The sequence below is a fragment of the Idiomarina sp. X4 genome (assembly GCF_002808045.1).
Taxonomy (GTDB): Bacteria; Pseudomonadota; Gammaproteobacteria; order Enterobacterales; family Alteromonadaceae; genus Idiomarina.
The window spans coordinates 2,399,428-2,422,181 of sequence record NZ_CP025000.1; the positions used below are offsets into that span (position 1 = coordinate 2,399,428).

The 22,754-nt window shown below is 45.7% G+C and carries 25 protein-coding genes; 20 read left to right on the forward strand and 5 right to left on the reverse strand.

All coding sequences use genetic code 11. The annotated features are described in order from the left end of the window. The first annotated feature begins 31 nt into the window (after positions 1-31). The 17 genes from rluC to CWC33_RS11675 all read left to right on the forward strand — a co-directional run bounded on the left by rluC (position 32) and on the right by CWC33_RS11675 (position 13,410). A complete protein-coding gene (gene rluC, locus CWC33_RS11595) occupies positions 32-979 on the forward strand; it encodes a 23S rRNA pseudouridine(955/2504/2580) synthase RluC (protein ID WP_100692064.1) in 948 nt (315 codons plus the stop codon). Positions 980-1,004: 25 nt separating this feature from the next. Continuing rightward, a complete protein-coding gene (locus CWC33_RS11600; RefSeq protein WP_100692065.1) occupies positions 1,005-1,664 on the forward strand; it encodes an HAD family hydrolase in 660 nt (219 codons plus the stop codon). Further along, positions 1,661-2,254 (forward strand): Maf family protein, encoded by a 594-nt coding sequence (locus tag CWC33_RS11605; protein ID WP_100692066.1) that lies wholly within the window; start codon positions 1,661-1,663, stop codon positions 2,252-2,254. The genes CWC33_RS11600 and CWC33_RS11605 overlap by 4 nt, the downstream gene beginning before the upstream one ends. Positions 2,255-2,329: 75 nt before the next feature. Continuing rightward, entirely contained in the window at positions 2,330-2,857 is a 528-nt protein-coding gene (gene yceD / locus CWC33_RS11610) for a 23S rRNA accumulation protein YceD (protein ID WP_100692067.1), read from the forward strand. A 16-nt stretch (positions 2,858-2,873) separates the two neighbouring features. Continuing rightward, complete coding sequence (rpmF, locus tag CWC33_RS11615; protein WP_011234590.1) at positions 2,874-3,044, forward strand: 50S ribosomal protein L32; 171 nt, start codon at positions 2,874-2,876, stop codon at positions 3,042-3,044. Between the two features lie 8 nt (positions 3,045-3,052). Continuing rightward, positions 3,053-4,078, forward strand: a complete 1,026-nt coding sequence (plsX, locus tag CWC33_RS11620; protein WP_100692068.1) for a phosphate acyltransferase PlsX — start codon at positions 3,053-3,055, stop codon at positions 4,076-4,078. 14 nt (positions 4,079-4,092) lie between these two features. After that, the gene (locus tag CWC33_RS11625) at positions 4,093-5,052 is read left to right on the forward strand and encodes a beta-ketoacyl-ACP synthase III (RefSeq protein ID WP_100692069.1); all 960 of its coding nucleotides are present in this window, start codon (positions 4,093-4,095) and stop codon (positions 5,050-5,052) included. A gap of 10 nt (positions 5,053-5,062) precedes the next feature. Then, complete coding sequence (gene fabD / locus CWC33_RS11630; protein ID WP_100692070.1) at positions 5,063-5,980, forward strand: ACP S-malonyltransferase; 918 nt, start codon at positions 5,063-5,065, stop codon at positions 5,978-5,980. 14 nt (positions 5,981-5,994) lie between these two features. Next, positions 5,995-6,729 carry a 3-oxoacyl-ACP reductase FabG gene (gene fabG, locus CWC33_RS11635; RefSeq protein ID WP_100692071.1) on the forward strand — a complete coding sequence of 245 codons (735 nt, stop codon included), beginning with the start codon at positions 5,995-5,997 and terminating at the stop codon, positions 6,727-6,729. 117 nt (positions 6,730-6,846) lie between these two features. Then, positions 6,847-7,086 (forward strand): acyl carrier protein, encoded by a 240-nt coding sequence (gene acpP, locus CWC33_RS11640; RefSeq protein WP_088768130.1) that lies wholly within the window; start codon positions 6,847-6,849, stop codon positions 7,084-7,086. A 35-nt stretch (positions 7,087-7,121) separates the two neighbouring features. Then, complete coding sequence (gene pabC / locus CWC33_RS11645) at positions 7,122-7,931, forward strand: aminodeoxychorismate lyase (protein WP_100692072.1); 810 nt, start codon at positions 7,122-7,124, stop codon at positions 7,929-7,931. After that, positions 7,928-8,947 (forward strand): endolytic transglycosylase MltG, encoded by a 1,020-nt coding sequence (gene mltG / locus CWC33_RS11650; RefSeq protein ID WP_100692073.1) that lies wholly within the window; start codon positions 7,928-7,930, stop codon positions 8,945-8,947. Before pabC ends, mltG begins: the two co-directional genes overlap by 4 nt. A gap of 2 nt (positions 8,948-8,949) precedes the next feature. Next, positions 8,950-9,567, forward strand: a complete 618-nt coding sequence (gene tmk, locus CWC33_RS11655; protein WP_100692074.1) for a dTMP kinase — start codon at positions 8,950-8,952, stop codon at positions 9,565-9,567. After that, on the forward strand, positions 9,567-10,433 hold the full coding sequence (locus tag CWC33_RS11660; protein ID WP_100692075.1) for a hypothetical protein: 867 nt from the start codon (positions 9,567-9,569) through the stop codon (positions 10,431-10,433). Before tmk ends, CWC33_RS11660 begins: the two co-directional genes overlap by 1 nt. Positions 10,434-10,460: 27 nt before the next feature. Next, on the forward strand, positions 10,461-10,805 hold the full coding sequence (locus tag CWC33_RS11665) for a hypothetical protein (protein ID WP_100692076.1): 345 nt from the start codon (positions 10,461-10,463) through the stop codon (positions 10,803-10,805). A gap of 17 nt (positions 10,806-10,822) precedes the next feature. Further along, entirely contained in the window at positions 10,823-11,611 is a 789-nt protein-coding gene (locus CWC33_RS11670; RefSeq protein ID WP_100692077.1) for a TatD family hydrolase, read from the forward strand. A gap of 311 nt (positions 11,612-11,922) precedes the next feature. Beyond that, on the forward strand, positions 11,923-13,410 hold the full coding sequence (locus tag CWC33_RS11675; protein ID WP_100692078.1) for a bifunctional 2-methylcitrate dehydratase/aconitate hydratase: 1,488 nt from the start codon (positions 11,923-11,925) through the stop codon (positions 13,408-13,410). 59 nt (positions 13,411-13,469) lie between these two features. Here CWC33_RS11675 and CWC33_RS11680 read toward each other — a convergent pair whose 3' ends face one another. The 3 genes from CWC33_RS11680 to sppA are packed head-to-tail and all read right to left on the reverse strand — an operon-like array spanning position 13,470 to position 17,779. Continuing rightward, positions 13,470-14,816: a sodium-dependent transporter gene (locus tag CWC33_RS11680; protein WP_100692079.1), complete on the reverse strand. Its 1,347-nt coding sequence runs from the start codon at positions 14,814-14,816 to the stop codon at positions 13,470-13,472. A 37-nt stretch (positions 14,817-14,853) separates the two neighbouring features. Next, positions 14,854-15,873 carry an asparaginase gene (ansA, locus tag CWC33_RS11685; RefSeq protein ID WP_100692080.1) on the reverse strand — a complete coding sequence of 340 codons (1,020 nt, stop codon included), beginning with the start codon at positions 15,871-15,873 and terminating at the stop codon, positions 14,854-14,856. Between the two features lie 43 nt (positions 15,874-15,916). Then, on the reverse strand, positions 15,917-17,779 hold the full coding sequence (sppA, locus tag CWC33_RS11690; protein ID WP_232709803.1) for a signal peptide peptidase SppA: 1,863 nt from the start codon (positions 17,777-17,779) through the stop codon (positions 15,917-15,919). 108 nt (positions 17,780-17,887) lie between these two features. Between sppA and CWC33_RS11695 the strand changes: the two genes are divergently transcribed. Further along, positions 17,888-18,454, forward strand: coding sequence for a nitroreductase family protein (locus CWC33_RS11695; RefSeq protein WP_100692081.1), 567 nt, complete (start codon positions 17,888-17,890; stop codon positions 18,452-18,454). On the opposite strand, the gene asnS is transcribed toward CWC33_RS11695, so the two are convergent. Beyond that, entirely contained in the window at positions 18,451-19,851 is a 1,401-nt protein-coding gene (asnS, locus tag CWC33_RS11700; RefSeq protein ID WP_100692082.1) for an asparagine--tRNA ligase, read from the reverse strand. The two genes, CWC33_RS11695 and asnS, sit on opposite strands and share 4 nt — an antisense overlap. 106 nt (positions 19,852-19,957) lie before the next feature. On the opposite strand from asnS, the gene CWC33_RS11705 reads away from it, so the two are divergent. After that, on the forward strand, positions 19,958-20,317 hold the full coding sequence (locus CWC33_RS11705) for a hypothetical protein (protein WP_100692334.1): 360 nt from the start codon (positions 19,958-19,960) through the stop codon (positions 20,315-20,317). Here CWC33_RS11705 and bioA read toward each other — a convergent pair. Continuing rightward, positions 20,299-21,606: an adenosylmethionine--8-amino-7-oxononanoate transaminase gene (gene bioA / locus CWC33_RS11710; protein ID WP_100692083.1), complete on the reverse strand. Its 1,308-nt coding sequence runs from the start codon at positions 21,604-21,606 to the stop codon at positions 20,299-20,301. The two genes, CWC33_RS11705 and bioA, sit on opposite strands and share 19 nt — an antisense overlap. A 101-nt stretch (positions 21,607-21,707) precedes the next feature. Between bioA and bioB the strand changes: the two genes are divergently transcribed. Next, positions 21,708-22,745: a biotin synthase BioB gene (gene bioB, locus CWC33_RS11715; protein ID WP_100692084.1), complete on the forward strand. Its 1,038-nt coding sequence runs from the start codon at positions 21,708-21,710 to the stop codon at positions 22,743-22,745. The last annotated feature ends 9 nt before the right edge of the window (positions 22,746-22,754 follow it).

The window sequence follows — 22,754 nt, forward strand, 5'->3', positions numbered from 1 at the left end:
ATATTACTAGGAAGCGTGCTAAAATACCGCCATGAAAAGCATTCAACAAAAAGTCCGCTGGCATACTGTTCTGACCGATGAATCGGGTCAGCGTTTGGACAATTTCCTTATTGCACAGTTAAACAAAGTACCAAAGTCGTTGGTTTATCGAATTATTCGCAAAGGCGAGGTGCGTGTTAATAAAAAGCGTGCGAAGCCAGATTATAAAATTAACAGTGGTGACTTAATTCGAATTCCTCCAGTTAAAGTCGCTGAAAAAGCGCCTTTGCCGTCGGCTAAGCTCGATAAAATAGCGAAACTTGAAGCGCATATCCTTTATGAAGATGCATCTTTGATAGTAGTTAATAAGCCATCAGGTCTCGCTGTTCATGGTGGTTCAGGTTTAAATTTCGGGCTTATTGAGGGGCTAAGGGCACTGCGACCTAAAGATAAACATCTGGAGCTGGTTCACAGAATCGACCGCGATACCAGTGGCATTTTGCTCGTCGCAAAAAAGCGTTCAGTATTGAAGGCGCTGCATGAACAACTGCGTAACAAAGAAATGAATAAGCAGTATTTAGCATTGGTTCGTGGTCAGTGGCAGAAGCGGGTAAGGTTAATTGAAGCGCCATTGCAGAAAAACACACTGCTATCTGGTGAGCGAATAGTTCGGGTGAGTGCGGAAGGGAAACCATCACAAACGCGCTTTAGAATTGAACAACGCTATGCTGAAGGGACACTTATTGAGGCATCACCATTAACAGGCCGTACACATCAAATTCGTGTGCATTGCCTGCATGCGGGCCATCCTATCGCTAAAGATCCTAAGTATGGTGACAATGACTTTGATGAGTTAATCGCGTCGAAAGGGCTCACTCGATTGTTTCTACATGCCTGGAAACTTTCGTTTAAGCATCCGGAAACCGGCAAAGATGTCCAGTTTGAAGCTCCCTTAGATGAAAACTTAACCGTTACGTTGTCCCAATTAACAAAGCAATAATGCGGTAATCAACTGAGTAGTAGTCATGTCGCAATTTAAATTCATTATTTTTGACTGGGACGGCACCTTAATGGACTCCATCGGACGCATTGTTTCTTCAATGCAACGAACCGCAGAGTACGTTGGCTTAACACCGCCGTCTGAGCAAGCAACAAAAGACATTATTGGGTTAAGTTTGGAGCCTGCCATTGAAGCCTTATTTGGGAAATTGAATTCAGTGCAAAAACAACGATTTTTAGATCGTTACAAAGATGAGTATGTGACGTTAAATACGGTAGCATCGCCTTTATTCGATGATGCAATTACGTCACTGGAGCGGTTGAAAGAACGCAATTTGAAACTTGCAGTAGCGACAGGAAAAGCGCGCAGAGGTTTGGATCGAGTTTGGCAGGAAACAAATATGGCGTCTTTCTTTCCTTATTCACGATGCGCTAATGAATCAAAAGGCAAACCCAACCCAGACATGCTGCTTGAACTTATGGATGAGGCCGGACACAGCCCCAAGGACACCGTTATGGTCGGTGACTCAATTCATGACATAAAAATGGGCTCTGCCGCAGGTGTGTTTCCAATCGGTGTGACGATGGGCGCCCATCAAGCGGAGCAACTAGAAGCGGCCGGAGCAAAGTATATTGCGTCATCTTTAACGGAACTTTCGAACTTTATATTAAAGGAGAGGTTATGACACTCCCACTGGTGCTTGGCTCAGGTTCAAAATATCGTCGGGCGATAATGGATAAGCTGCATTTAATTTATAATGTCGTGAAGCCTGATATTGATGAGTCAGCGGTTAATGAAGAGCAACCAGAGCAGCTGGTCGGACGCCTAGCAGAAGAAAAAGCGCAAGCGGTAGCTAAAAAGCTCAACGGAGAGCCGGCTATTATTATCGGCTCTGACCAAGTGGCCGTATGTGATGGTAATATTCTTGGGAAACCCGGAACCACACAGAAAGCCATTGAGCAATTACAGAGCTTCGTTGGTAAAACAGTTACTTTTTACACCGGACTTGCGGTGTTAAATTCAAAAACATCGCAGTGCGAAGTCCGTATTGAGCCTTTCTTCGTGACATTTCGGGGCAACCTTACTGACAGAGAGATTGCGCGCTATGTCGAGCTTGAACAGCCGCTGGACTGTGCTGGCAGCTTTAAAAGTGAAGGGTTAGGCGTAAGTCTTTTTAGTCAAATGAAAGGGAATGATCCCAATACGTTGATAGGACTTCCCACTATTGCGCTGTTGGATATGCTAAGATCTCAAGGGATTAACCCATTGAACTAATTATTGAAGATAATAGGCGTTCAAGCCCGATTTATCTTGTCACTTGACACCAACTTAAGGTAACATTCGCGCGCTATGCAAAAGGTTCGTATTCCCGTAACGGTAGACCCCGTAAAATGTGCCAATAAAAAGGTGACTTACGAGGGCTTAGTACCAGCTAAAACGTTAACCCGGTTTCAGGAGTTACTCGTAGAGTCATGTCCTGATCCTGACGTTAAGGTTGAATTTGGTATTGATGAACAAGGCATAAGCTATTTTGCAGGTGACGCAAAAGTACAGATTCAGGTGCTTTGCGAACGCTGCAATACGCCTTTAACAGTTGATATTTGTGCGCAATTTGCGTATGCTCCTGTCACTAAGCGGCAGGTGGCCGATGATTTCCCGGAAAGCTATGAAGCTATCGAGGTGAATGAGTTTGGTGAGGTCAATCTGCATGGGCTTATTGAAGATGAATTAATTCTGGCAATGCCTTTAGTACCCAAGCACGATGCTAAATCTTGTCAGGTAGACCGTGATGCGATGACATGGGGTGAAATCGACGAGTCTGAGAAAGACGAATCTGATAACCCGTTTGCCGTATTACAAGAATTAAAGCGTAAATAATCAGGAGATAGCGTAAATGGCTGTTCAAAAAAGTAAGAAAAGTCGTTCAAGACGCGACATGCGTCGTTCACACGATGCGATAGACGGCCCAACACTGTCGGTTGACTCAACTACTGGTGAGACTCATCGTCGTCACCACGTAACAGCCGACGGTTATTATAAAGGTCGCAAGGTCGTTAACAAGTAAGACAGGCTATGCCTGAGCTTAATATAGCGATTGATGCAATGGGGGGCGATAATGGCCCCTCTATTGTTATTGAAGCTCTGGAACGAGCTGTTTCAACTTATCCCAATACCCACTTCACAGTTTTTGGTCACAAAGACCAAATAAACCCGCTCTTAAAGCAATACAAGCTTAATGAAAATAGTGCTGTCAGCTTTGTTCATGCTGAGCAGACAATTCTCATGGACGACAAACCTGGTCAGTCTTTACGTAGTAAGCCGAATTCTTCTATGCGTCTTGCACTGCAAGCACTTGCCAATGAACAATGCCATGCAATGGTCTGTGGCGGTAATACTGGCGCCTTAATGACTAATGCGTATTTTACGGTGAAAACCTTACCCGGGGTTTTAAGGCCGGCACTGATGACGGCGATTCCTAATCGGGTTGGCGGAAAGTCGTTTTTATTGGATTTGGGCGCAAACGCCAGCTGCGATTCCGACACTTTATTTCAGTTTGGTGTGATGGGATCGGTTGCCGCGGAACATTTACTGGATATAGAAAAACCGAAAATTAGCTTGTTAAACATGGGCGAGGAAGATATTAAAGGCAGCGATGTTGTCCGCAATGCAGCTGCTAGATTGAGTCAGTGCGAAGGATTGAACTATAACGGTTTTATTGAAGGCAACCATTTATTCAGTGGTCGTTCAGACGTTATCGTTTGCGATGGTTTTGTCGGTAACATTGCGTTAAAAAGTTGCGAAGGCCTGGCAACATTCATTATCGAGCAAATGAGAGAAACGCTGAATTCTCATTGGCTCTATCGTTTTTTCTTCAAATTTTTACAACGACGTACCCACAAGTCCTGGGACAGGCTGAAGCCCGACCACTACAATGGAGCAAGTTTGATAGGATTGCGCCATGTGGTCATTAAAAGCCACGGAAGTGCCAATGCGGAAGCATTCTACAGTGCAATTCAACAAGCTGTAGCGGAGGCGCACGAGCAGCTTCCTGACCGAATTAAGAACAGGGTCGAAGCGGTCTTATCTGAACAGCCTTAAAACGCAGAGTTGTTATGACATACTCAAGAATCGTTGGTACCGGTCACTATTTACCGGAGCAACGTCTTACAAACAATGACCTTGCCAGCCGTGTTGATACTTCAGACGAATGGATTACGGAACGCACAGGTATCAAGGAACGCCGTATTGCGTCTTCTACTGAGTCGGCGGCAACGCTGGGTGCCGAAGCAGCCAAACAAGCATTACTAAGTAGCCAATTGAGCGCTCATGACATCGACGTTATTGTGGTTGCGACAACCTCTGCAGAGCATGCGTTTCCAAGTGCCGCTTGTGAAATTCAGCGCATGCTAAATGTGACCAATATTCCTGCTTTTGACGTTGGTGCGGCATGTTCTGGCTTTATTTTTGCGTTGTCAGTTGCCGACAATTTTATAAGAACCGGTCAATATAAGCGTGCGCTGGTGATAGGCACCGATGTACTTGCCAGACTTTGTGATCCGAACGACAGAAATACATTGGTATTGTTCGGTGACGGTGCTGGAGCGGTTATATTGGAAGAAAGTAGTGAGCCTGGTGTTATTTCTACTCATTTATACAGCGCAGGTGAGTACAGCCATTTACTGGGCGCCAAGCAGGCAAGCCGAATAAAAGAATTCGAAAACGATGCCTGGATGTACATGAAAGGCAACGAAGTGTTCAAAGTTGCGGTGGCTAAATTAAGCAGTCTGGTGACGGACACGTTAGCGGCAAATGATATGTCGCCTGAAGACTTAGATTGGTTAGTACCGCATCAGGCGAATCTACGCATTATTAAAGCAACCGCAAAAAAATTAAAGATGTCGATGGAACAAGTGGTGATTACTTTAGACAAAACCGGTAATACCTCTGCCGCATCGGTACCAATTGCGTTAGACTGGGCCGTTAAAGATGGCCGAGTGAAGCGTGGGCATAATTTGTTATTAGAAGCCTTTGGTGGCGGATTCGCCTGGGGCTCAGCATTAATTCGATATTAAGAGGGTAGTTATGACAACGGCGTTATTTTTCCCGGGACAGGGATCTCAGAGCGTTGGTATGCTTGGCGAGTTAGCCGATGAGTTCGCATTAATAAAGGAAACTTTCGCACAAGCAAGCGACGCGCTTGGCTATGATTTGTGGGAACTTGTGCAGCAAGATCCCAACAATCAGCTTAATGATACGCAATTTACTCAGCCCGCATTATTAACCGCCAGCGTAGCCTTGTATCGCGTAGCTAAAGATAAAGGTTTAGGTGATAATGTCGTTATGGCAGGTCATAGTCTTGGGGAGTATTCAGCTTTGGTTTGTGCCGGCGCCATTGACTTTAAAGATGCGGTTAAACTCGTCGAAGCTCGCGGCAAGTTTATGCAGGAATCTGTTGCCGAAGGCGAAGGTGCTATGGCAGCGGTTATCGGTTTAGACGACGATGTTATTAAGCAAATCTGTGAAGAGCAGGCCCAAGGCGAGGTTGTTACTCCGGTGAACTACAATTCGCCTGGTCAGGTGGTTATAGCGGGTCATGCCTCAGCGGTTTCCCGTGCAGGAGAAGCACTAAAAGAAGCAGGTGCTAAGCGCGTATTGCCACTTCCTGTCAGTGTGCCGTCTCATTGTGCATTAATGAAGCCGGCGGCGGATAAGTTAAAGGCGGAACTTGAGAAAATAACCATCAAGTCGCCTATTGTGGATGTGATCAACAATGTTGATGTGAATATCGAAACAGACGCAGCTGCTATAAAAGATGCGTTAGTCCGACAACTTTATTGTCCGGTGCGCTGGACTGAGTCTGTTGAGAAAGCCGCAGAAATGGGCGTAGAAAGTGCATTTGAAGTCGGTCCGGGGAAAGTATTAACGGGCTTAAATAAGCGTATAACAAAATCATTTAGTTGTTCAGCACTGAACACCGCTGATGCATTGAATTCAATTTAGAAGGTGAGTAATTCATGAACTTTGAGAATAAAGTTGCTTTAGTAACAGGTGCAAGTCGAGGAATTGGTAAAGCGATTGCGCAGCAGCTCGTTAAAGAGGGCGCTAAAGTAATCGGTACTGCGACTTCTGATAAAGGCGCTTTAGCGATTTCTGACTATTTGGGCGACAACGGTAAGGGGATAGCGTTGGATGTAACCGATGCAGATAGTGTGCAGGAAACGGTCAAGTCCCTTGAAAAAGAGTTTGGCAGCATCGATATCCTGGTTAATAACGCTGGTATCACCCGCGATAATTTAATGATGCGTATGAAAGATGACGAGTGGAACTCTGTTATCGATACGAACTTAACGGCTATTTTCCGCGTCTGTAAGGCGGTGGTCCGCGGCATGATGAAACGTCGTCATGGTCGTATTATTAATATCAGTTCGGTTGTTGGTACAACAGGTAATCCGGGGCAGGTCAACTACTGTGCAGCAAAAGCTGGGCTAGTCGGCTTCAGCAAGTCGTTGGCCAAAGAGGTGGCCGCACGCGGAATAACCGTGAACTGTGTGTCGCCTGGGTTTATTGATACCGACATGACAAAGGCCTTAACGGAAGAGCAAAAAGAAAGTATTTTTGCTAATATTCCTGCTGCAAGACTGGGTAAACCCGATGAAATTGCGTCTGCAGTGACATTTTTGGCGTCCGATGGCGCAGCTTATATTACGGGTGAAACCATTCACGTTAATGGCGGAATGGCGATGGTTTAAGTGGTCAGCGGTACGACCTCTTAATTTTATCCGAATTTTTACTTTATTAATGAGGCTGGTTTCACTAAACTACGGCCAACTTTCACTCTCGCGACGACTATTTGAGGGATTTTATAAATGAGTACTATCGAAGAACGCGTAAAGAAAATCATTGTTGAACAACTGGGTGTTAAAGAAGAAGAAGTTAAGCCTGAAGCGTCATTTGAAAATGACCTGGGTGCTGACTCTTTGGACACCGTTGAGTTGGTAATGGCTTTGGAAGAAGAATTTGAAACTGAAATTCCTGATGAAGAAGCTGAAAAAATCAAAACTGTTCAAGCAGCAATTGATTACGTAAATAATCACTCTGACGATTAATTTTTCAGAGAATTATTGAGACAATAGGCGGAACTTTGGTTCCGCCTATTTTCGTTATGACACTGATAAAACAGTTTTTTAATACTCAAGCCACTGATATTGGTGCTCTTGACCGAGGGCTTCAGTTTGGTGATGGTCATTTCACAACACTTCGTATTCTTAATGGTGCTCCCGAACATTTAGAGGCCCACCTTGCCCGATTAGCTCATGCGAATAAGACTCTTCGCATTTACCATTCGACCTTTACGACCTTAAGAAATCGACTGACAGAACTGGCGAAAGACGTTGAACAAGGAGTGTGTAAGGTTATTGTTACTCGTGGCAATAGTGCTCAAGGCTATGGGTATGATCATCGCATAGAAGCGAACGAATACATTCAGATCAGTACGTTACCGGAACCTCAGAACCCACTTGACGTAGGGCTTGCTAACGTGACTTTAGCCGAGCAAACCGTTCTGGCAGGGCTTAAAACACTTAACCGTTTAGAACAGGTGTTGCTGAGTGCTGAGAAATCAGAAAAGGGCCTTGATGATTTAGTCGTCTGTACCAATGACGGACGTGTTATAGAGGCTGTGCAGGGAAACCTTTTTTGGAAGAAGCGTGGGCGCTGGCAGACACCCTCACTAACGTCGGCTGGTATAGACGGAGTCATGCGACAACACATCATTAACAGTAACGCTCTTGGCAACCTCGATATAAAAGAGGGAAGAGTGGCCGATCTTGAACAGGCTGAGCAAATTTTCGTTTGTAACAGTGTCCGTGGTGCTGTCCCTGTTCGCTCATTTAATGGTAAAGTATTTGAAGATCTTCCGTTACCTGAGAAAGTAAAACGCCTGGCTTTATGACTTTGCTAAAACGTTTGTTTGTTATTGCTTTTTTCTCTGTTGTCATTGGTGCAGGCGCGCTTAGCTATGGTTATTACTATTTGTCTCAGCCCTTTACCAGTAGTTCAGTAAATGAGCCGTTAATACTGGAGTTTCCCAAAGGCAAACATGCTCGGTATGTCATTACACAAGTCAGTGAGCATTACGCTCTGGGTGAGTCCATATTGGATAATAAACAGCTGCGTTATGGTTTTAGTCGGCTATTGGGCGGTGTTAGCCATTTGCGGGCGGGGGTTTATGAGGTTAAGCCGGAACATAATTGGTTTGACGTCTGGTCCATGGTTTCAAACGGTGACGAGCTTCAATTTTCAGTCACTCTTGTAGAAGGTCATACATTGCAACAATGGTTGTTCACGCTTAATTCGGCGCCTTACTTGAGTGGCGACGCAAAATCTGCAGCGAATGCTTTACAAGAAAGTCTTGGACCAACCGTTGATTCTTTAGAAGGTCTATTATTGCCGGAAACCTATACTTACCGAGCCTACTCGACGGTTTCCGGTATTTTAAAAAATGCTTATGAGTCAATGCAAAAAACGTTAGCCGACGTTTGGAGCAATCGCTCTGAAGCTTGTCCGGTAGAATCTCCTTATGAGCTGCTGATTTTAGCGTCAATAATAGAAAAAGAGACAGGTGTATCGGGTGAAAGAAGTTTGGTTGCCAGCGTTTTTGCTAATCGTTTGGCTATTGGTATGCGGCTGCAGTCCGATCCAACTACAATTTATGGCATTGAGGATTTTGACGGCAACTTGACCCGTGCTCATTTGCGTGAGAAAACGGCCTATAACACCTATCGAATTAATGGCTTACCTCCGACACCCATTGCTATGCCAGGCAAGGCGTCGCTCGAGGCAGCCGCTAATCCAGATGACTCGCCGTTTTATTACTTTGTCGCTGATGACACTGGTGGTCACGTATTTTCAGAAACGCTGGAAGAGCATAATAAAGCGGTGCGCCGCTACCAACTAAATAAAGAGTGAATATGAAAGGGAAGTTTGTTGTTATTGAAGGCCTGGAAGGGGCAGGTAAAAGCTCTGCTATTGCTAATGTTATTACTCATTTGCAAGCGAAAGGTATTCAGACAGAAGCGGTTCGAGAGCCAGGTGGAACTCCTCTAGCCGAGTCTTTGCGGGACTTGGTTAAGAAAAAATGGGATGAAACCGTAGTGCCGACAACTGAGTTGTTGTTAATGTACGCTAGCCGTGTTCAGTTGGTGGAGAATATTATTAAGCCTCACTTGATGGATGGAACATGGGTTATTGGCGATCGGCACGATTTATCCTCCCGGGCCTATCAAGGGGGCGGTCGCCAGCTTGGAGATGATTTATTGCAAAAGCTTAGAGCGATAACATTGGGAAACTTCTACCCGGACTTGACCATTTTACTGGACGTTGACGAGGAAGCTGGCTTAAAGCGTGCGCGGGAGCGAGGGCAGCTAGATAGAATTGAAGAAGAAGATTTGGCGTTTTTTAAACGAACTCGACAAGCCTACTTAAACATTGCAGCGAAAGACCCTTCTGTTTTTGTAATTGATGCAAACCAACCGATGTTGAAGGTTCACGAAGCTATTCTACGAACTCTAGAGGAGAACTTGTTTTAATGGCGGCTCCCTGGCTACGAGATGCATGGTTACGGTTAGTCAATGCTTATGAAAGCAATAGATTGGCTCATGCTTACTATTTAAAGCACAACCTGGCACACGGCAGTAACCGCTTCATTGAACAGTTCACCAAGTACCTGCTTTGTCAGGCAAAAGGAAAAAGTGCTTGTAATCAGTGCAAGTCATGCTTGTTGTACGCAGCCGGAAACCATCCGGATACATGGACACTTGATGGTGACGAAACCAGTCGGATAGGTGTTGATGAAATTCGAGACCTGCAAAAAAACATTGTCAATAAAGCGAATCAGGGGGGCTTTAAAGTTGCGGTAATTTTGCAAGCTGAGAAAATGACTGAGCAGGCATCTAACGCGTTGCTAAAAGTCCTGGAAGAGCCGCCAGAAGACACCTGCTGGCTGGTATCAACAAAACAACCTGAACAACTATTGCCAACCCTGCGAAGCCGCATGCAATGGTTAAACATCCCTTACCCAGAGGCGGCGCAAACGGAAGAACAAACCGCACAGGCTGCCGAATTATTTGATGCGTTACATAAATTAGCGCCGTTACCCGAGCTAAAAGACAAAGCAATAGCTGCTGACTGGTTGATGCTCTCTGAGCGCTTGGTTTCTGATATGTTAGCTGAGTTAAATCGCCTCCCGGAAGAACGTTTTTACTTTCCTGACTTACTCGATAACTACAAGAGATTGGTACAGTGCCCTTGGCTGGATGCGCGCCATTTAAGCGAATGGGTATCAGAATGCCGACAGTTACGTCAGATATATCAGGGATCGCCAGGCATTAATTTAGCGTTATTATTAATACTTGCCTGGAGCCGTTGGTCAAACTTTCTTTTAGGTGAGGAATAAGGCTCCGGATTTTATAAAAGGGGTCTTATGTCTAAAACGGTTCGCATTTATATTGATTCAGTTCGTGAATTAGCGGCACGAACGGTGCCTTTCTTTAAATATACCTCAATTTTAGTGACAGAGCTTGCTGATGGCGATTATGCATTAGGCAACAGCGTTGATGTTGAGCTGTTTTTACCTGACACAGCGACATCCCCGTTTCACTTTAGTGCTCAGGTGTCCTGGCTGTTTGATGACAAGTCCTTTCCTTATGTTATAAGCCTATTACCGAAGGACGTCGCCACCGGGCATCGACTGAACTTCCTGACTAACCAGTACAAAGCCGAATATGGTAAACTGTTTGATTCATTGATAAATTCTTGCGCAACCTAATTGCAACGGAGCATTGGATGTTTGTTGATTCGCATTGCCATTTAGATCGTATTGACCCGAACAAAGTGGGTACAGACTTGGCTGGCTTAGTAGAGAACGCCCGCAAAAACAACGTTGAACACATGTTGTGTGTTTGTGTAACGCTGGATGAATATCCTAAGATGCGTGACACGGTATCGGCGTATGACAATGTTTCGATATCCTGTGGAGTGCATCCGCTTTACGTTAATGAGGAGAGTCATAACGCCGATGAAATGGCGGCAACGTTAACTGAGCTTGCCAGTGAGCCGAAAGTGGTGGCGATTGGTGAAACCGGCCTCGACTATTTCTATGACCCGGACTCAAAAGCAAAGCAGCAGAACAACTTTGAGCAACATATTGCCGTAGCAGGGGAGTTGAATAAGCCCCTTATTATTCATACTCGTGAAGCACGCGAAGACACTCTGGCAATGTTAAAGCAAGGTCATGCCGACAAACCCGGCGGCGTCCTACATTGTTTTACTGAATCTTATGAGATGGCAAAAGAAGCCATCGACGCGCTGGACTTTTATATTTCTATTTCCGGTATTGCATCTTTTCGAAATGCATCAGAGCTACGGGATACCGTCAAAGCGTTACCACTCGATAAGCTGCTCATTGAAACCGATAGTCCTTGGTTAGCGCCGGTACCTCACCGTGGAAAAGTGAACCAGCCTGCTTACGTAACTGAGGTTGCTAAATGCGTTGCTGACGTTAAAGGTATTACGCTTGAAGAGGTTGCCAGAGTCACGACTGAGAACTTTTATAAGCTGTTTAAAGCCTCTTAATGAGCTGTGTGTAACTTGTGAGTAAAAAGGTTTTAGTACTTCAAAAACATTAAGTTAAAAGAAACCGTAAAAAAATTAGACATCCATCAATTATTGTCTACACTAAAAATTGTTGGATGAATTTTAAGCAGGATAAATGAGACTGTTTTATCATGAGTTAGCGCACGGCTCATCCCATGAGCCATTCCCCTATACCCGGAACAATCTGGATTGGTTCCGGGTTTTTTTTATCTAAAATAAACGTAAAAAGCGATCAATCAACCGGCCGATTCCGTAGCTGTTAGAGTAAGCCTTTGAATTAAGGAGTGATAATGTCTACGACTGTTGAACAAAACACACGTCCAGATTACGACAGGGTTATCGTCGATATTGCCGACTATGTCATGAACTATAAAGTCACCAGCGAAGAAGCCTGGAGCACAGCCCGGTATTGTTTGATGGATACGTTGGGGTGCGGAATGTTGGCATTAGGCTACCCCGAATGTGCGAAGCATTTAGGTCCTATGGTTCAGGGAACGTCAGTGCCTAATGGTGCCCGGGTTCCCGGAACTCGGTTCACATTAGATCCCGTTAAAGCTGCCTGGGACATTGGCTGTATAGTTCGCTGGTTAGACTTTAACGACACATGGCTGGCGGCGGAATGGGGTCATCCGTCGGACAATTTGGGCGGTATATTAGCGACAGCTGACTTTATTTCTCAGCAACGCCGAAGTCGGGGATTTGAGCCTCTGACAATAAAGAACGTTCTAGAAGGAATGATTAAAGCGCATGAGATTCAGGGGAACCTGGCAATTGAGAACAGCTTTAACCGGGTTGGGCTTGATCATGTTGTACTGGTAAAAGTGGCTTCAACTGCGGTGGTCAGTTGGTTAATGGGCGCCAGCAAAGAGCAAATTATGGCCGCGCTGTCTCAAGCTTGGGTAGACGGTCAGTCGCTGAGAACCTATCGTCACGCACCAAACGCGGGATCGCGTAAATCGTGGGCTGCGGGCGACGCAACGTCACGAGCCGTTCGACTGGCAGACATTACCCAACGGGGAGAAATGGGTATTCCCGGCGCTTTAACAGCACCTCAGTGGGGATTTTACGATGTGCTGTTCAGTAAAACGAATAAAGATCAGAAGCTTAAGGATGAAAAAGACCTAGAGTTCAAGTTTCAGCGCGACTACGGCAGCTACGTTATGGAAAACATTTTGTTCAAGTTGTCTTTCCCCGCTGAGTTTCATGCGCAAACAGCCTGTGAAGCTGCCGTAAAACTTCACTCTGATGTGAAAGGTCGAATTGACGACATAGAAAAGATCGTGATTACCACGCATGAGTCAGCGATTCGTATTATTTCTAAAGAAGGTAAGCTTGCTAATCCCGCGGATCGGGATCATTGCTTGCAGTATATGACTGCTGTTCCTCTCATTTGGGGAGAGTTGAATGCGGATCATTATGAAGACAGCTTTCATAGTGCACACCCAGAAATTGACGAGCTTAGGGAGAAAATGTTTGTTGAAGAGGACGAGCAGTACAGCAAAGACTATCTCAATCCGGACAAACGCTCTATTGCGAACGCGGTGCAGGTGTTTTTTAAAGACGGCAGTAAAACAGAAAAGGTGGCTGTCGAATATCCGATTGGTCATCGTAAACGCCGTGACGAGGGCATACCGGTTTTAAAAGAGAAGTTTAAAAGCAGCCTGAAAAAGCGCTTTCCAGCCAGTCATGCGGATGAAATATTTTCACTCTGTACGACCGACGAAACGACGTTTGATCAATTAGCTGTGGATACTTTCATGGACAAATGGGTCATTTAGTTACTTAGACGTTATCAAGAGCCGGGCGGTGCAATTAAGAAGCACCGCCCAGTTAGCTATTAGCCTTGCCAAATAATCAGGAGAATAAGGACTGGGCAAACAAACTTTACGTACCAGGGCCAAACTTTCCAGAATAGACTTTTATCAATATCCGGAGAGCCTTGTTTCAAGGCTTTCAATAGGTGGTTTTGACGTAAAACCCAGGTCAGCATAACAGCAAAAACAAGAGCCATTATTGGCTGCATATAAACTGTGCTAAAGGTGACAACGGCACCAAAAAGCGACTCGAAATTATAGATAATCGTAGTAGAAATCGCCGTAACCACCAGTGTTACTATCCATACGCCGGAACTTCTGTCGCAGCGGGCTTCTTCACGTAATGCATTAACCGGCGCTTCCAGCATTGAAATAGACGACGTAATAGCGGCAATAACCATGAGTAAGAAAAAGCCAAAGGATACAAATAAACCAGCAGTACCAAGGGTATCAAACATGGCTGGCAATACAGTGAATACGAGTGTGTCCGCTGAAAGTAAGGTACCGTCATCGGCGTATATTTGAACGCCATTGGACTGAGCCACGAACATAGCCGGTAGAATTAAAAGCCCCGCTAAAAACGCTACGCTGGTATCGATACCTGCCACCCAGGCAGCCGTTTTAGGAATATTTTCTTTGTTTGATAGATAAGCGCCGTAGGTCATCATGACACATACGCCCAATGACAACGAGAAAAAGGCCTGACCCATGGCGCGTATAATGAGTTGTGGGTCGCTAATTTGAGAGAAGTCTGGAACTAAATACATTTTGAGGCCATCGATAGCCCCGTCTTGGGTCAAAATGTACGCTGACATGCCAATAAGCAAAACAAACAACATCGGCATGAGCCGACGTGACCAGCGCTCAATGCCATTATTCACGCCTGAGCGCACAACATAGACGGTCAGCAGCATGAAAAATATCATGGTGGCCATGTTGCGAGCTTCCGAAAACTCGACAAACCAGGCTGCAGTCGAGGGCAACCCGACAAAGATAAGTAATGGCGATATCATGTATGAGATCAGCCAACCCGAAACAATCGCATAAAAGCTTAAAATTAAACTTAGCACGACAAGACCAACAACGCCGGCGATAGCACCGGTTCCCCGGAAAAAAGCTTTGTCAGACAGATTTCTTAGCGCTTCAATCGGGTTGTTCTGTCGAATACGACCGATGGTGACTTCTGCCACAAGCATAGGGTAAGCAAGAATCGCGATCATAACGAGGTAAACCAACAAGAACGCACCGCCACCATTACTGGCTGCCTGCGTTGGAAAGCCCCAAATATTGCCTACTCCAACAGCGGAGCCGGCAGCAGCGAGAATAAAGCCTAATCGCGAGGCAAAAGCCGGAGACGTATTTTTAGCCATGATATTGTTATTATTATTGATTAAAGTCAGTGCTCGATTATGGCGGAGTTAATTCGCCGCGTAAATTCTTCTGTAACAGTTTTTGAATCTCGCTATGAGAAATGTCTTGCGAGAGCAGATAATGCAACTTGGTCAATGCTGCTTCAATGGTCATATCAGAGCCGGATACTAAGCCGAGCTTAGCCAATGCATTACCCGTCGCATAACCATCCATGTCGACCCGGCCCTTAAAGCATTGGGTGCAGTTTAAAATGGTAATACCGTTATCAATACCGCGCTTTAATACAGAAAGTAGAGCATCGTTTTGCGGCGCATTGCCGACACCATAACTTTGTAAAATAAGCGCTTTTACTGGTTGTTTTAACTGATTGTCGATAATGTCTGGTGAAATACCGGGGTAAAGCATCACGACACCAATAGGCTGAGGAGTCATTTCTACAACATTAAGTTTTCGCGGGGGCTCTTGTGTTTCGGTTAACTGACCTGCATTAAGACGAATTTGTATACCCGCTTCCAGCAGTGAAGGGAAATTAGGGGACGAAAACGCATTAAAGCCGTTAGCATCAGACTTAGTCGACCGGTTGCCACGGAACAGTGTGTTGTTGAAGAACAAGCCAACTTCGGGAATAGGGTAGTTAGCCGCAACATATAGCGCATTCAGTAAGTTAGTTTGACCGTCTGAGCGCAGTGCGGCTAAAGGAATTTGAGAGCCAGTAACGATGACCGGTTTAGCTAGGTTTTGTAGCATGAACGACAGTGCAGAGGCGGTGTAAGCCATGGTGTCAGTACCATGCAAAATCACAAAGCCATCATATTCGGTGTAGTTGTTTTCAATATCGCGAGCTATGGTGACCCAATCTGCCGGGGTCATATTTGACGAGTCCATTAAAGGACAGTATTCATGGATAACAAATTCCGGCATTTCTTCCCTGAAAAATTCCGGCATTTTCTGTACACAATCACTTAAGTGCCCCGCGACCGGAACGTATCCCTGTTCCGATTTTTTCATACCTATGGTTCCGCCAGTATAAGCGACATATATCTTTTTACGAGGCACTTGCGTCTCCTGTCGACATTCTTAAGAACGAATGTCGATTATTCTAACGCGGTTGTGGACACAGTGCACAGTAAGAGTAAATGTTTTTCGGATCGTTGAAGTTTCTCAGTACTGCTGTTTCAGACTGTACGTCACTGAATAACTTCAATAACCAATCACTGCTGTTATCACGGCTTACTTTAGGTAACAGGTCGCTCGCAGCACTATTGCTGAATAAGTCAGCCAAAAATTGCTCTTGCGGAGACAGCTTTTGCTTAACAATATTCACATCGTAGTCTTCAATAGCAGCTAACTCAGCGGCCAGTTTAATGGCGTCGTCATAGTCACCTAGAGTATCAACCAAGCCACGTTTCATTGCTTGACGTCCCGTCCAGATACGTCCTTGTGCAATCTCGTGAACGTCGTCTTTACTCATATTACGAGCATTGGCGACCAGGCTTAAGAAGTTGTCGTAAGTGTTTTCAACGGACTTCTGAATCATTGTTTGCTGGTAATCAGTCATTTCTTCCAGCGGGTTTATCGACTCAATTTCTGTGGTGCTGACAGAGTCGCTATGGATACCAATCGCTGCCAGGCTGTCCTCTAGGTTCATCAATAGCCCAAATACACCGATAGAGCCGGTAATGGTCGTAGGGGAGGCTATGATCTTGTCTGCATCGGCAGCAATCCAGTAACCGCCTGACGCTGCTACGGAGCTCATTGATGCCACCACAGGTATACCGTCTTCTTTTGCCTGCAACAACTCCTGACGAATAATCTCAGAGGCAAACGCACTGCCGCCTGGACTATCAATGCGAAGTACAATCGCTTTGGTATTTTCATCGGTGCGTGCATCGCGAATCAGCTTAGCGGTGCTGTCGCCACCAATCATACCGGCTTTTTGTGAACCATCCACTATTTGTCCGCGTGCCACAACAACGCTTACTTTTGGTTTATCTTTCACTTTTGGTGCTGGCATCGGCGGCTTTTGTGCGGTCAGATAGTTATCAAAAGTAATGTGTTTGAAGGTCTCTTTTTCTTCATCTAAACCAGCCAGGTTAATGAGCTCGTTACGAACTTCAGTACGTGTTTTCAATGCATCGACTAAGTTGTTATCTAACGCCATACGGGCCATATCACCATCAGCTTCGTTAAAAGCTGCCATATAGTCGTCGATTTTACCGCTGGTAAGACGCGGATTAATATTGCGTGTTGCGGTAACACTGCCACGAAATTCTTCCCATAGCTCGTTATACAGCGTTTCATTAGCTTCACGAGCTTCGTCTGACATGTCATTGCGAATGAAAGGTTCTACGGCCGCTTTAAATTTACCGACTTTAAACACGTGCGGCTTCACTTTTAGCTTTTCGAGCAATTCTTTAAAGTAAACCTGAGTGTAGTCGAGTCCTTCAAAAACAACGCCGCCCATTGGGTTTAGGTACAGTTGGTCGGCGTGTGCCGCAATATAGTATTGGTGTTGCCCATAGTAATCAGCATTACTGATAATTGGTTTGCCTGAGGTTCTGAACTCTTCCAGCGCCTCTGTAACGGCATTGAGTTTATTAATGCCGCTGGGGTAAAGATCCTGCAGATCCAAATAAAGGGCGCCTATACGATCATCGTTTTGAGCCATTTCAATACTTTCAACAATATCGGCAACCAACACTTCTGGCACTTCGTCGCCGCCGCCGAATGCTTCCGAGAAGAATTTATCAATAGGGTCGACCCAAGTTTCTTCTTCAACAAGAATGCCGTGCGGGTTAAGCACCATAATACCGTTCTCAGGCACTTCAATAGGATCATCACCGCTTATCATGCTGGCCAGAAAGATAGCCAGAACAATAAAGAAGACCAAATTAATAATAACCTTTCGGGTACCGTTGATTATTCGCCAAATATATTTAAAGATTGAGCTCACTGAACGCATAGCTAACACTCATTGTTATTTAAGAAATGTCTTAAGCATATCGAAAGTGACCTATGCAAGCTAGCCAGAGAATGTAACGAACCGTTACATAATGAGAAAGGTTGATATATGGATGCAGTAGAATTATTAACAACGCGTTCTTCAATGCCACGTCTGATAGAGCCTGGGCCCAATGTCGAACAATTAGAGCTAATAAAAAAGGCAGCGGTCAGAGCACCCGATCACATGTCATTAGCGCCATACGAGTTTATACAATTTCTCGGAAAAGACCGCGGCATTCTGGCGGACATCTATCAGCAGGCAGCGCGTATCAATGATTTTTCTGACACTATTGTTGAGCAAGCGGGGCAGTTACCGTTCCGTGCCCCTCTAGTGATAGCGGCCTGTCTAAGGTATCAAGAGCATCCGAAAGTACCGCGTGAAGAGCAGCTATGTACCGTTGCCTGTGCTGCTCATGGCATGCAGCAAGCGGCTTTTGCGCAGGGGCTTGGGGCAATTTGGCGTACTGGCTGGACTGCGGAAGACGACTATGTAAAAGAGCAGCTGGGTTTAGCTGAAGAAGACGCTATTGTCGGCTTTTTATACGTAGGTACGCCTGCCGTACCTACGCCAATAAAACCAGAAAAGGACGCTGAACCGTATTTTGTGTCAGCAAAAGACAAAGTGCTGAGTTAAAACTCAGCACTTTTTGGTGCGCGTGGGAATGGAATAACGTCACGAATGTTTTGTACACCGGTAACGTAAGCCACCAAACGTTCAAAACCTAAGCCAAACCCGGCATGAGGAACTGTGCCATAACGACGTAAGTCACGGTAGAACTCGTATTCTTCCATTGGCAGGTTCATCTCTTCGATACGTTTATCAAGAATATCTAAACGCTCTTCACGAGCAGAGCCGCCAATGATCTCTCCGATACCAGGCGCCAGCACGTCCATTGCCGCCACAGTTTTGCCGTCTTCGTTTTGACGCATATAGAAGGCTTTAATATCACGTGGATAGTTTTTCAGAATAATCGGGGCGCCAACGTGCTCTTCTGCAAGATACCGTTCGTGCTCAGATTGTAAATCAACACCCCATTCAACCGGGTATTCAAATTTCTTTCCGCAGCTTTTCAAGATCTCAATAGCGTCGGTGTAATCCATGTGCACAAAGTTACTGTTCACAATCGCTTCTAAACGGCTAACGGCTTCTGAGTTAATGCGTTTAGCGAAAAACTCCATGTCGTCCGGACGCTCCTGAAGGACCGCTTTGAACACATATTTCAGCATGTCTTCCGCTAAGTCAGCGACATCATCGAGTGATGCAAAGGCAAGTTCAGGCTCTACCATCCAAAACTCAGATAAGTGACGGCTGGTGTTCGAGTTTTCGGCGCGGAAAGTCGGACCGAAGGTGTAAACCTTTGACAGTGAGCATGCATAAGACTCAACGTTTAACTGACCGGATACCGTCAAAAAGGCTTCTTTACCAAAAAAGTCCTGTGAAAAATCAACATCACCTTTGTCCGTTTTAGGCACATTGAGCAGGTCAAGTGTCGACACACGGAACATTTCTCCGGCACCTTCACAGTCAGAAGTGGTAATAATAGGGGTGCTAACCCACAAATAACCGTTTTCGTGAAAGAAACGGTGAATCGCCTGAGATAACGTGTTACGAACACGCATAACCGCGCCGGTAATGTTGGTTCTCGGGCGTAAATGAGCGTACTCGCGTAAATATTCCATGCTATGGCGTTTGGGCGCCATAGGGTAAGTGTCAGGATCTTCAACCCAGCCGTACACATGCACTTTAGTGGCTTGCAGCTCAAACGACTGCCCCTGGCCTTGAGATGGAACCACGACGCCGGTAATAGCAACAGAACAACCGGTTGTCAGCTTTTGCACTTCATTACTGTAGTTTGGAAGTTCAGCAGGTACAACGGCTTGAACTGCTTCAAAGCAAGAACCGTCATGTACATTAATAAAAGAAATACCCGCTTTGGAGTCACGGCGAGTACGTACCCAACCGCGAACCGTTACCGTTTCGTCGACCGGGATTTTGCCTTCCAGAATATCCACTACAGAAGCATACGACATGGGTTTCTATTCTCCGAAATTTACACTATTTTGCGAATCAAAGGTTGCTATGTTACCTCGGATTGGCGCAGACTCAAGTATAACCCCGTCAACAGAGAGAAAAATTATGAAAAGGGGCTCTATAGACGACTTAAAAAAAGTACCCTTTTGGTCAAGGGTACTTGGCTTATTATGCATTTTTGGCTGGGTCATATTTGTCATTGCCACCATCGTTTTTAACTACGCCAAGCCAGAGCGTAACACCATACTGACGCAAATCTTCGGTATTCCGGTCCGGGATTACTGGCATATAACACTGGGTGACCTGTTTGTGATCACGCTGTGTATTGGTTTGGTCATTAGCCTAATAAGCCTGGCACTCAACTTTGTGCTCTTCAGGCAACATAAACAGCATATTTGGGTAAATCTGGTAATACTCGTTTTAAGCTGCCTGGGCGGTTTGTCGCTTTACTTCTTCGGCTTCTGAACGCTTCTTGCGTATTCCGCCATAGCGGAGCACAAAGCTGACAATTCCTGTTTGCTAATAATGTAAGGCGGCATGATGTAAAGCAGTCTACCGAACGGGCGTATCCAGACACCACGCTTAATGAATAAGCGCTGTGCTTCAGCAACGTCAATGGTTTGTTCCATTTCCAAAACGCCAATAGCGCCAAAGACTCTGGCATCACGTACTGAACTTAACTTATTTAACGGAAGCAGTTGTTCCTTCAACTGTGCTTCTATTGTTTTTACCTGTTGTTGCCAATTCCCTTCATTGATAATAGCGAGCGATTCTGAGGCGACGGCGCAAGCCAATGGATTTCCCATAAAGGTTGGTCCGTGCATTAGTGCACCACCGGCCGGACCTTGTCCAATAGTATTCGCTACCTTTTCAGTGGTTACGGTTGCGGCCAGGGTCATATAGCCACCCGTTAGCGCTTTACCCAAACAGATAATGTCAGGGGTGATCCCCGCATGTTCGCAAGCGAACAACTTTCCGGTACGACCAAACCCGGTAGCAATTTCATCGGCAATGAGCAGTACATCGTATTTATCGCAAAGAGCACGAATGAGTTTCAGGTAATTGGGGTGATAAAACCGCATACCACCGGCGCCTTGCACAATTGGTTCGAGTATGACGGCGGCTACTTCTTTATGGAATTGTTCAAACCATAGTGTCAACTGCTGACCTGAGGTTTCATCCCATTCTTCGGCGGGTGTTAATTCCGGAGCGTCAGCAAAAATCTGGGTGGCAATGGCTTTATTAAAAAAGCTGTGCATGCCATTTTCCGGATCACACACTGACATGGCTTTAAAAGTGTCGCCATGATAACCACCTTTTATGGTTAACAGCTTGGACTTTTCAGGGCGTGATTGAGCCAACCAGTACTGCAACGCCATTTTTATGGCGACTTCAACGCTAATAGAGCCAGAGTCAGCAATGAATACTTTTTCCAGCGGTTTTGGCAACATGTCGACGAGCTGTCGACCCAGTTTTATCGCTGGTTCGTGAGTAAGGCCGCCGAACATGACGTGGCTGACGGTATCAATCTGCTGGTGCGCAGCCTTATCCAGTCTCGGGTGACGATAACCGTGAATGACCGCCCACCAGGAAGACATTCCATCTATGAGTTGCTCCCCGTTTTTTAACGTGATGGTGGCGCCTTTCGCAGAGCTTACTTCATAGGAAGGCAAGGGGTTGCTCATGGACGTATAAGGGTGCCACAAATGTTGGCGATCAAATTCTTCGTTATTCAAACGACTTGATGAGGTCATAAAATACCCAGTTGTAAAGTTTGTATTCTTGTGTAAATTGACAGGGCAATGATAACGCATATTCTATGCGACATTAACTGTTCAAAACACGAGATTCTATTATGCCAGCCATCCGAAACGACTGGACCGTTGACGAGGTTCAACAACTTCTACAATTGCCGTTTAATGATCTAATGTTTAAAGCCCAGAGTGTTCACAGAGAACACTTTAGCCCGAATGAAGTACAGGTCAGTACGCTTCTGTCGATTAAAACCGGCGCGTGCCCGGAAGACTGCAAATACTGTCCGCAAAGTGCACATTATCACACCGGGCTTGATCGAGAGCGCCTCATGGCCGTTGAGAAAGTATTGCAAGAGGCGCAAGCGGCCAAAGACAAGGGAGCGAGCCGTTTTTGTATGGGCGCAGCCTGGCGTAACCCGAAAGACCGTGACATGCCTTACATTATGGAAATGATCAAAGGTGTTAAAGAGCTGGGGCTGGAGAGCTGCATGACGCTGGGGATGCTGTCTGCTGAACAGGCGAAATTGCTGCAACAGGCCGGGCTTGATTACTACAACCATAACCTCGATACCTCGCCTGAGTTCTATGGTGACATTATTACCACTCGCACCTATCAGGATCGCATTGATACGCTGGCTAATGTTCGCGATGCGGGTATGAAAGTTTGTGCCGGTGGTATCGTCGGTATGGGCGAGAGCATAAAAGACAGGGCGTCATTGTTGGTACAGCTTGCTAACTTACCGAAGCACCCGGAAAGTGTGCCGATTAATATGTTGGTGAAAGTTGAAGGGACGCCATTTGCTAAACTCGAAGACTTAGATAACTTTGAGTTTGTGCGTACAGTGGCCGTAGCACGTATTCTCATGCCGCAATCGCATGTGCGCTTATCGGCTGGCCGCGAAGATATGAATGATGAGATGCAGGCGCTGTGCTTTTTGGCCGGGGCTAACTCGATATTTTATGGTGAAAAGCTACTGACAACGGCAAATCCGGAAGCCGACGCTGACCTCCGTTTATTTGAGCGTTTAGGTATAACACCGGAGCAAGCCGATGGCTATGATGACGAAGTGCATACCGCTGTCATTGAAGACGCCATTGCAGAGCAAGAGCAACCAGTTCGTTTCTACGACGCCTCCTAAGCGATCGAA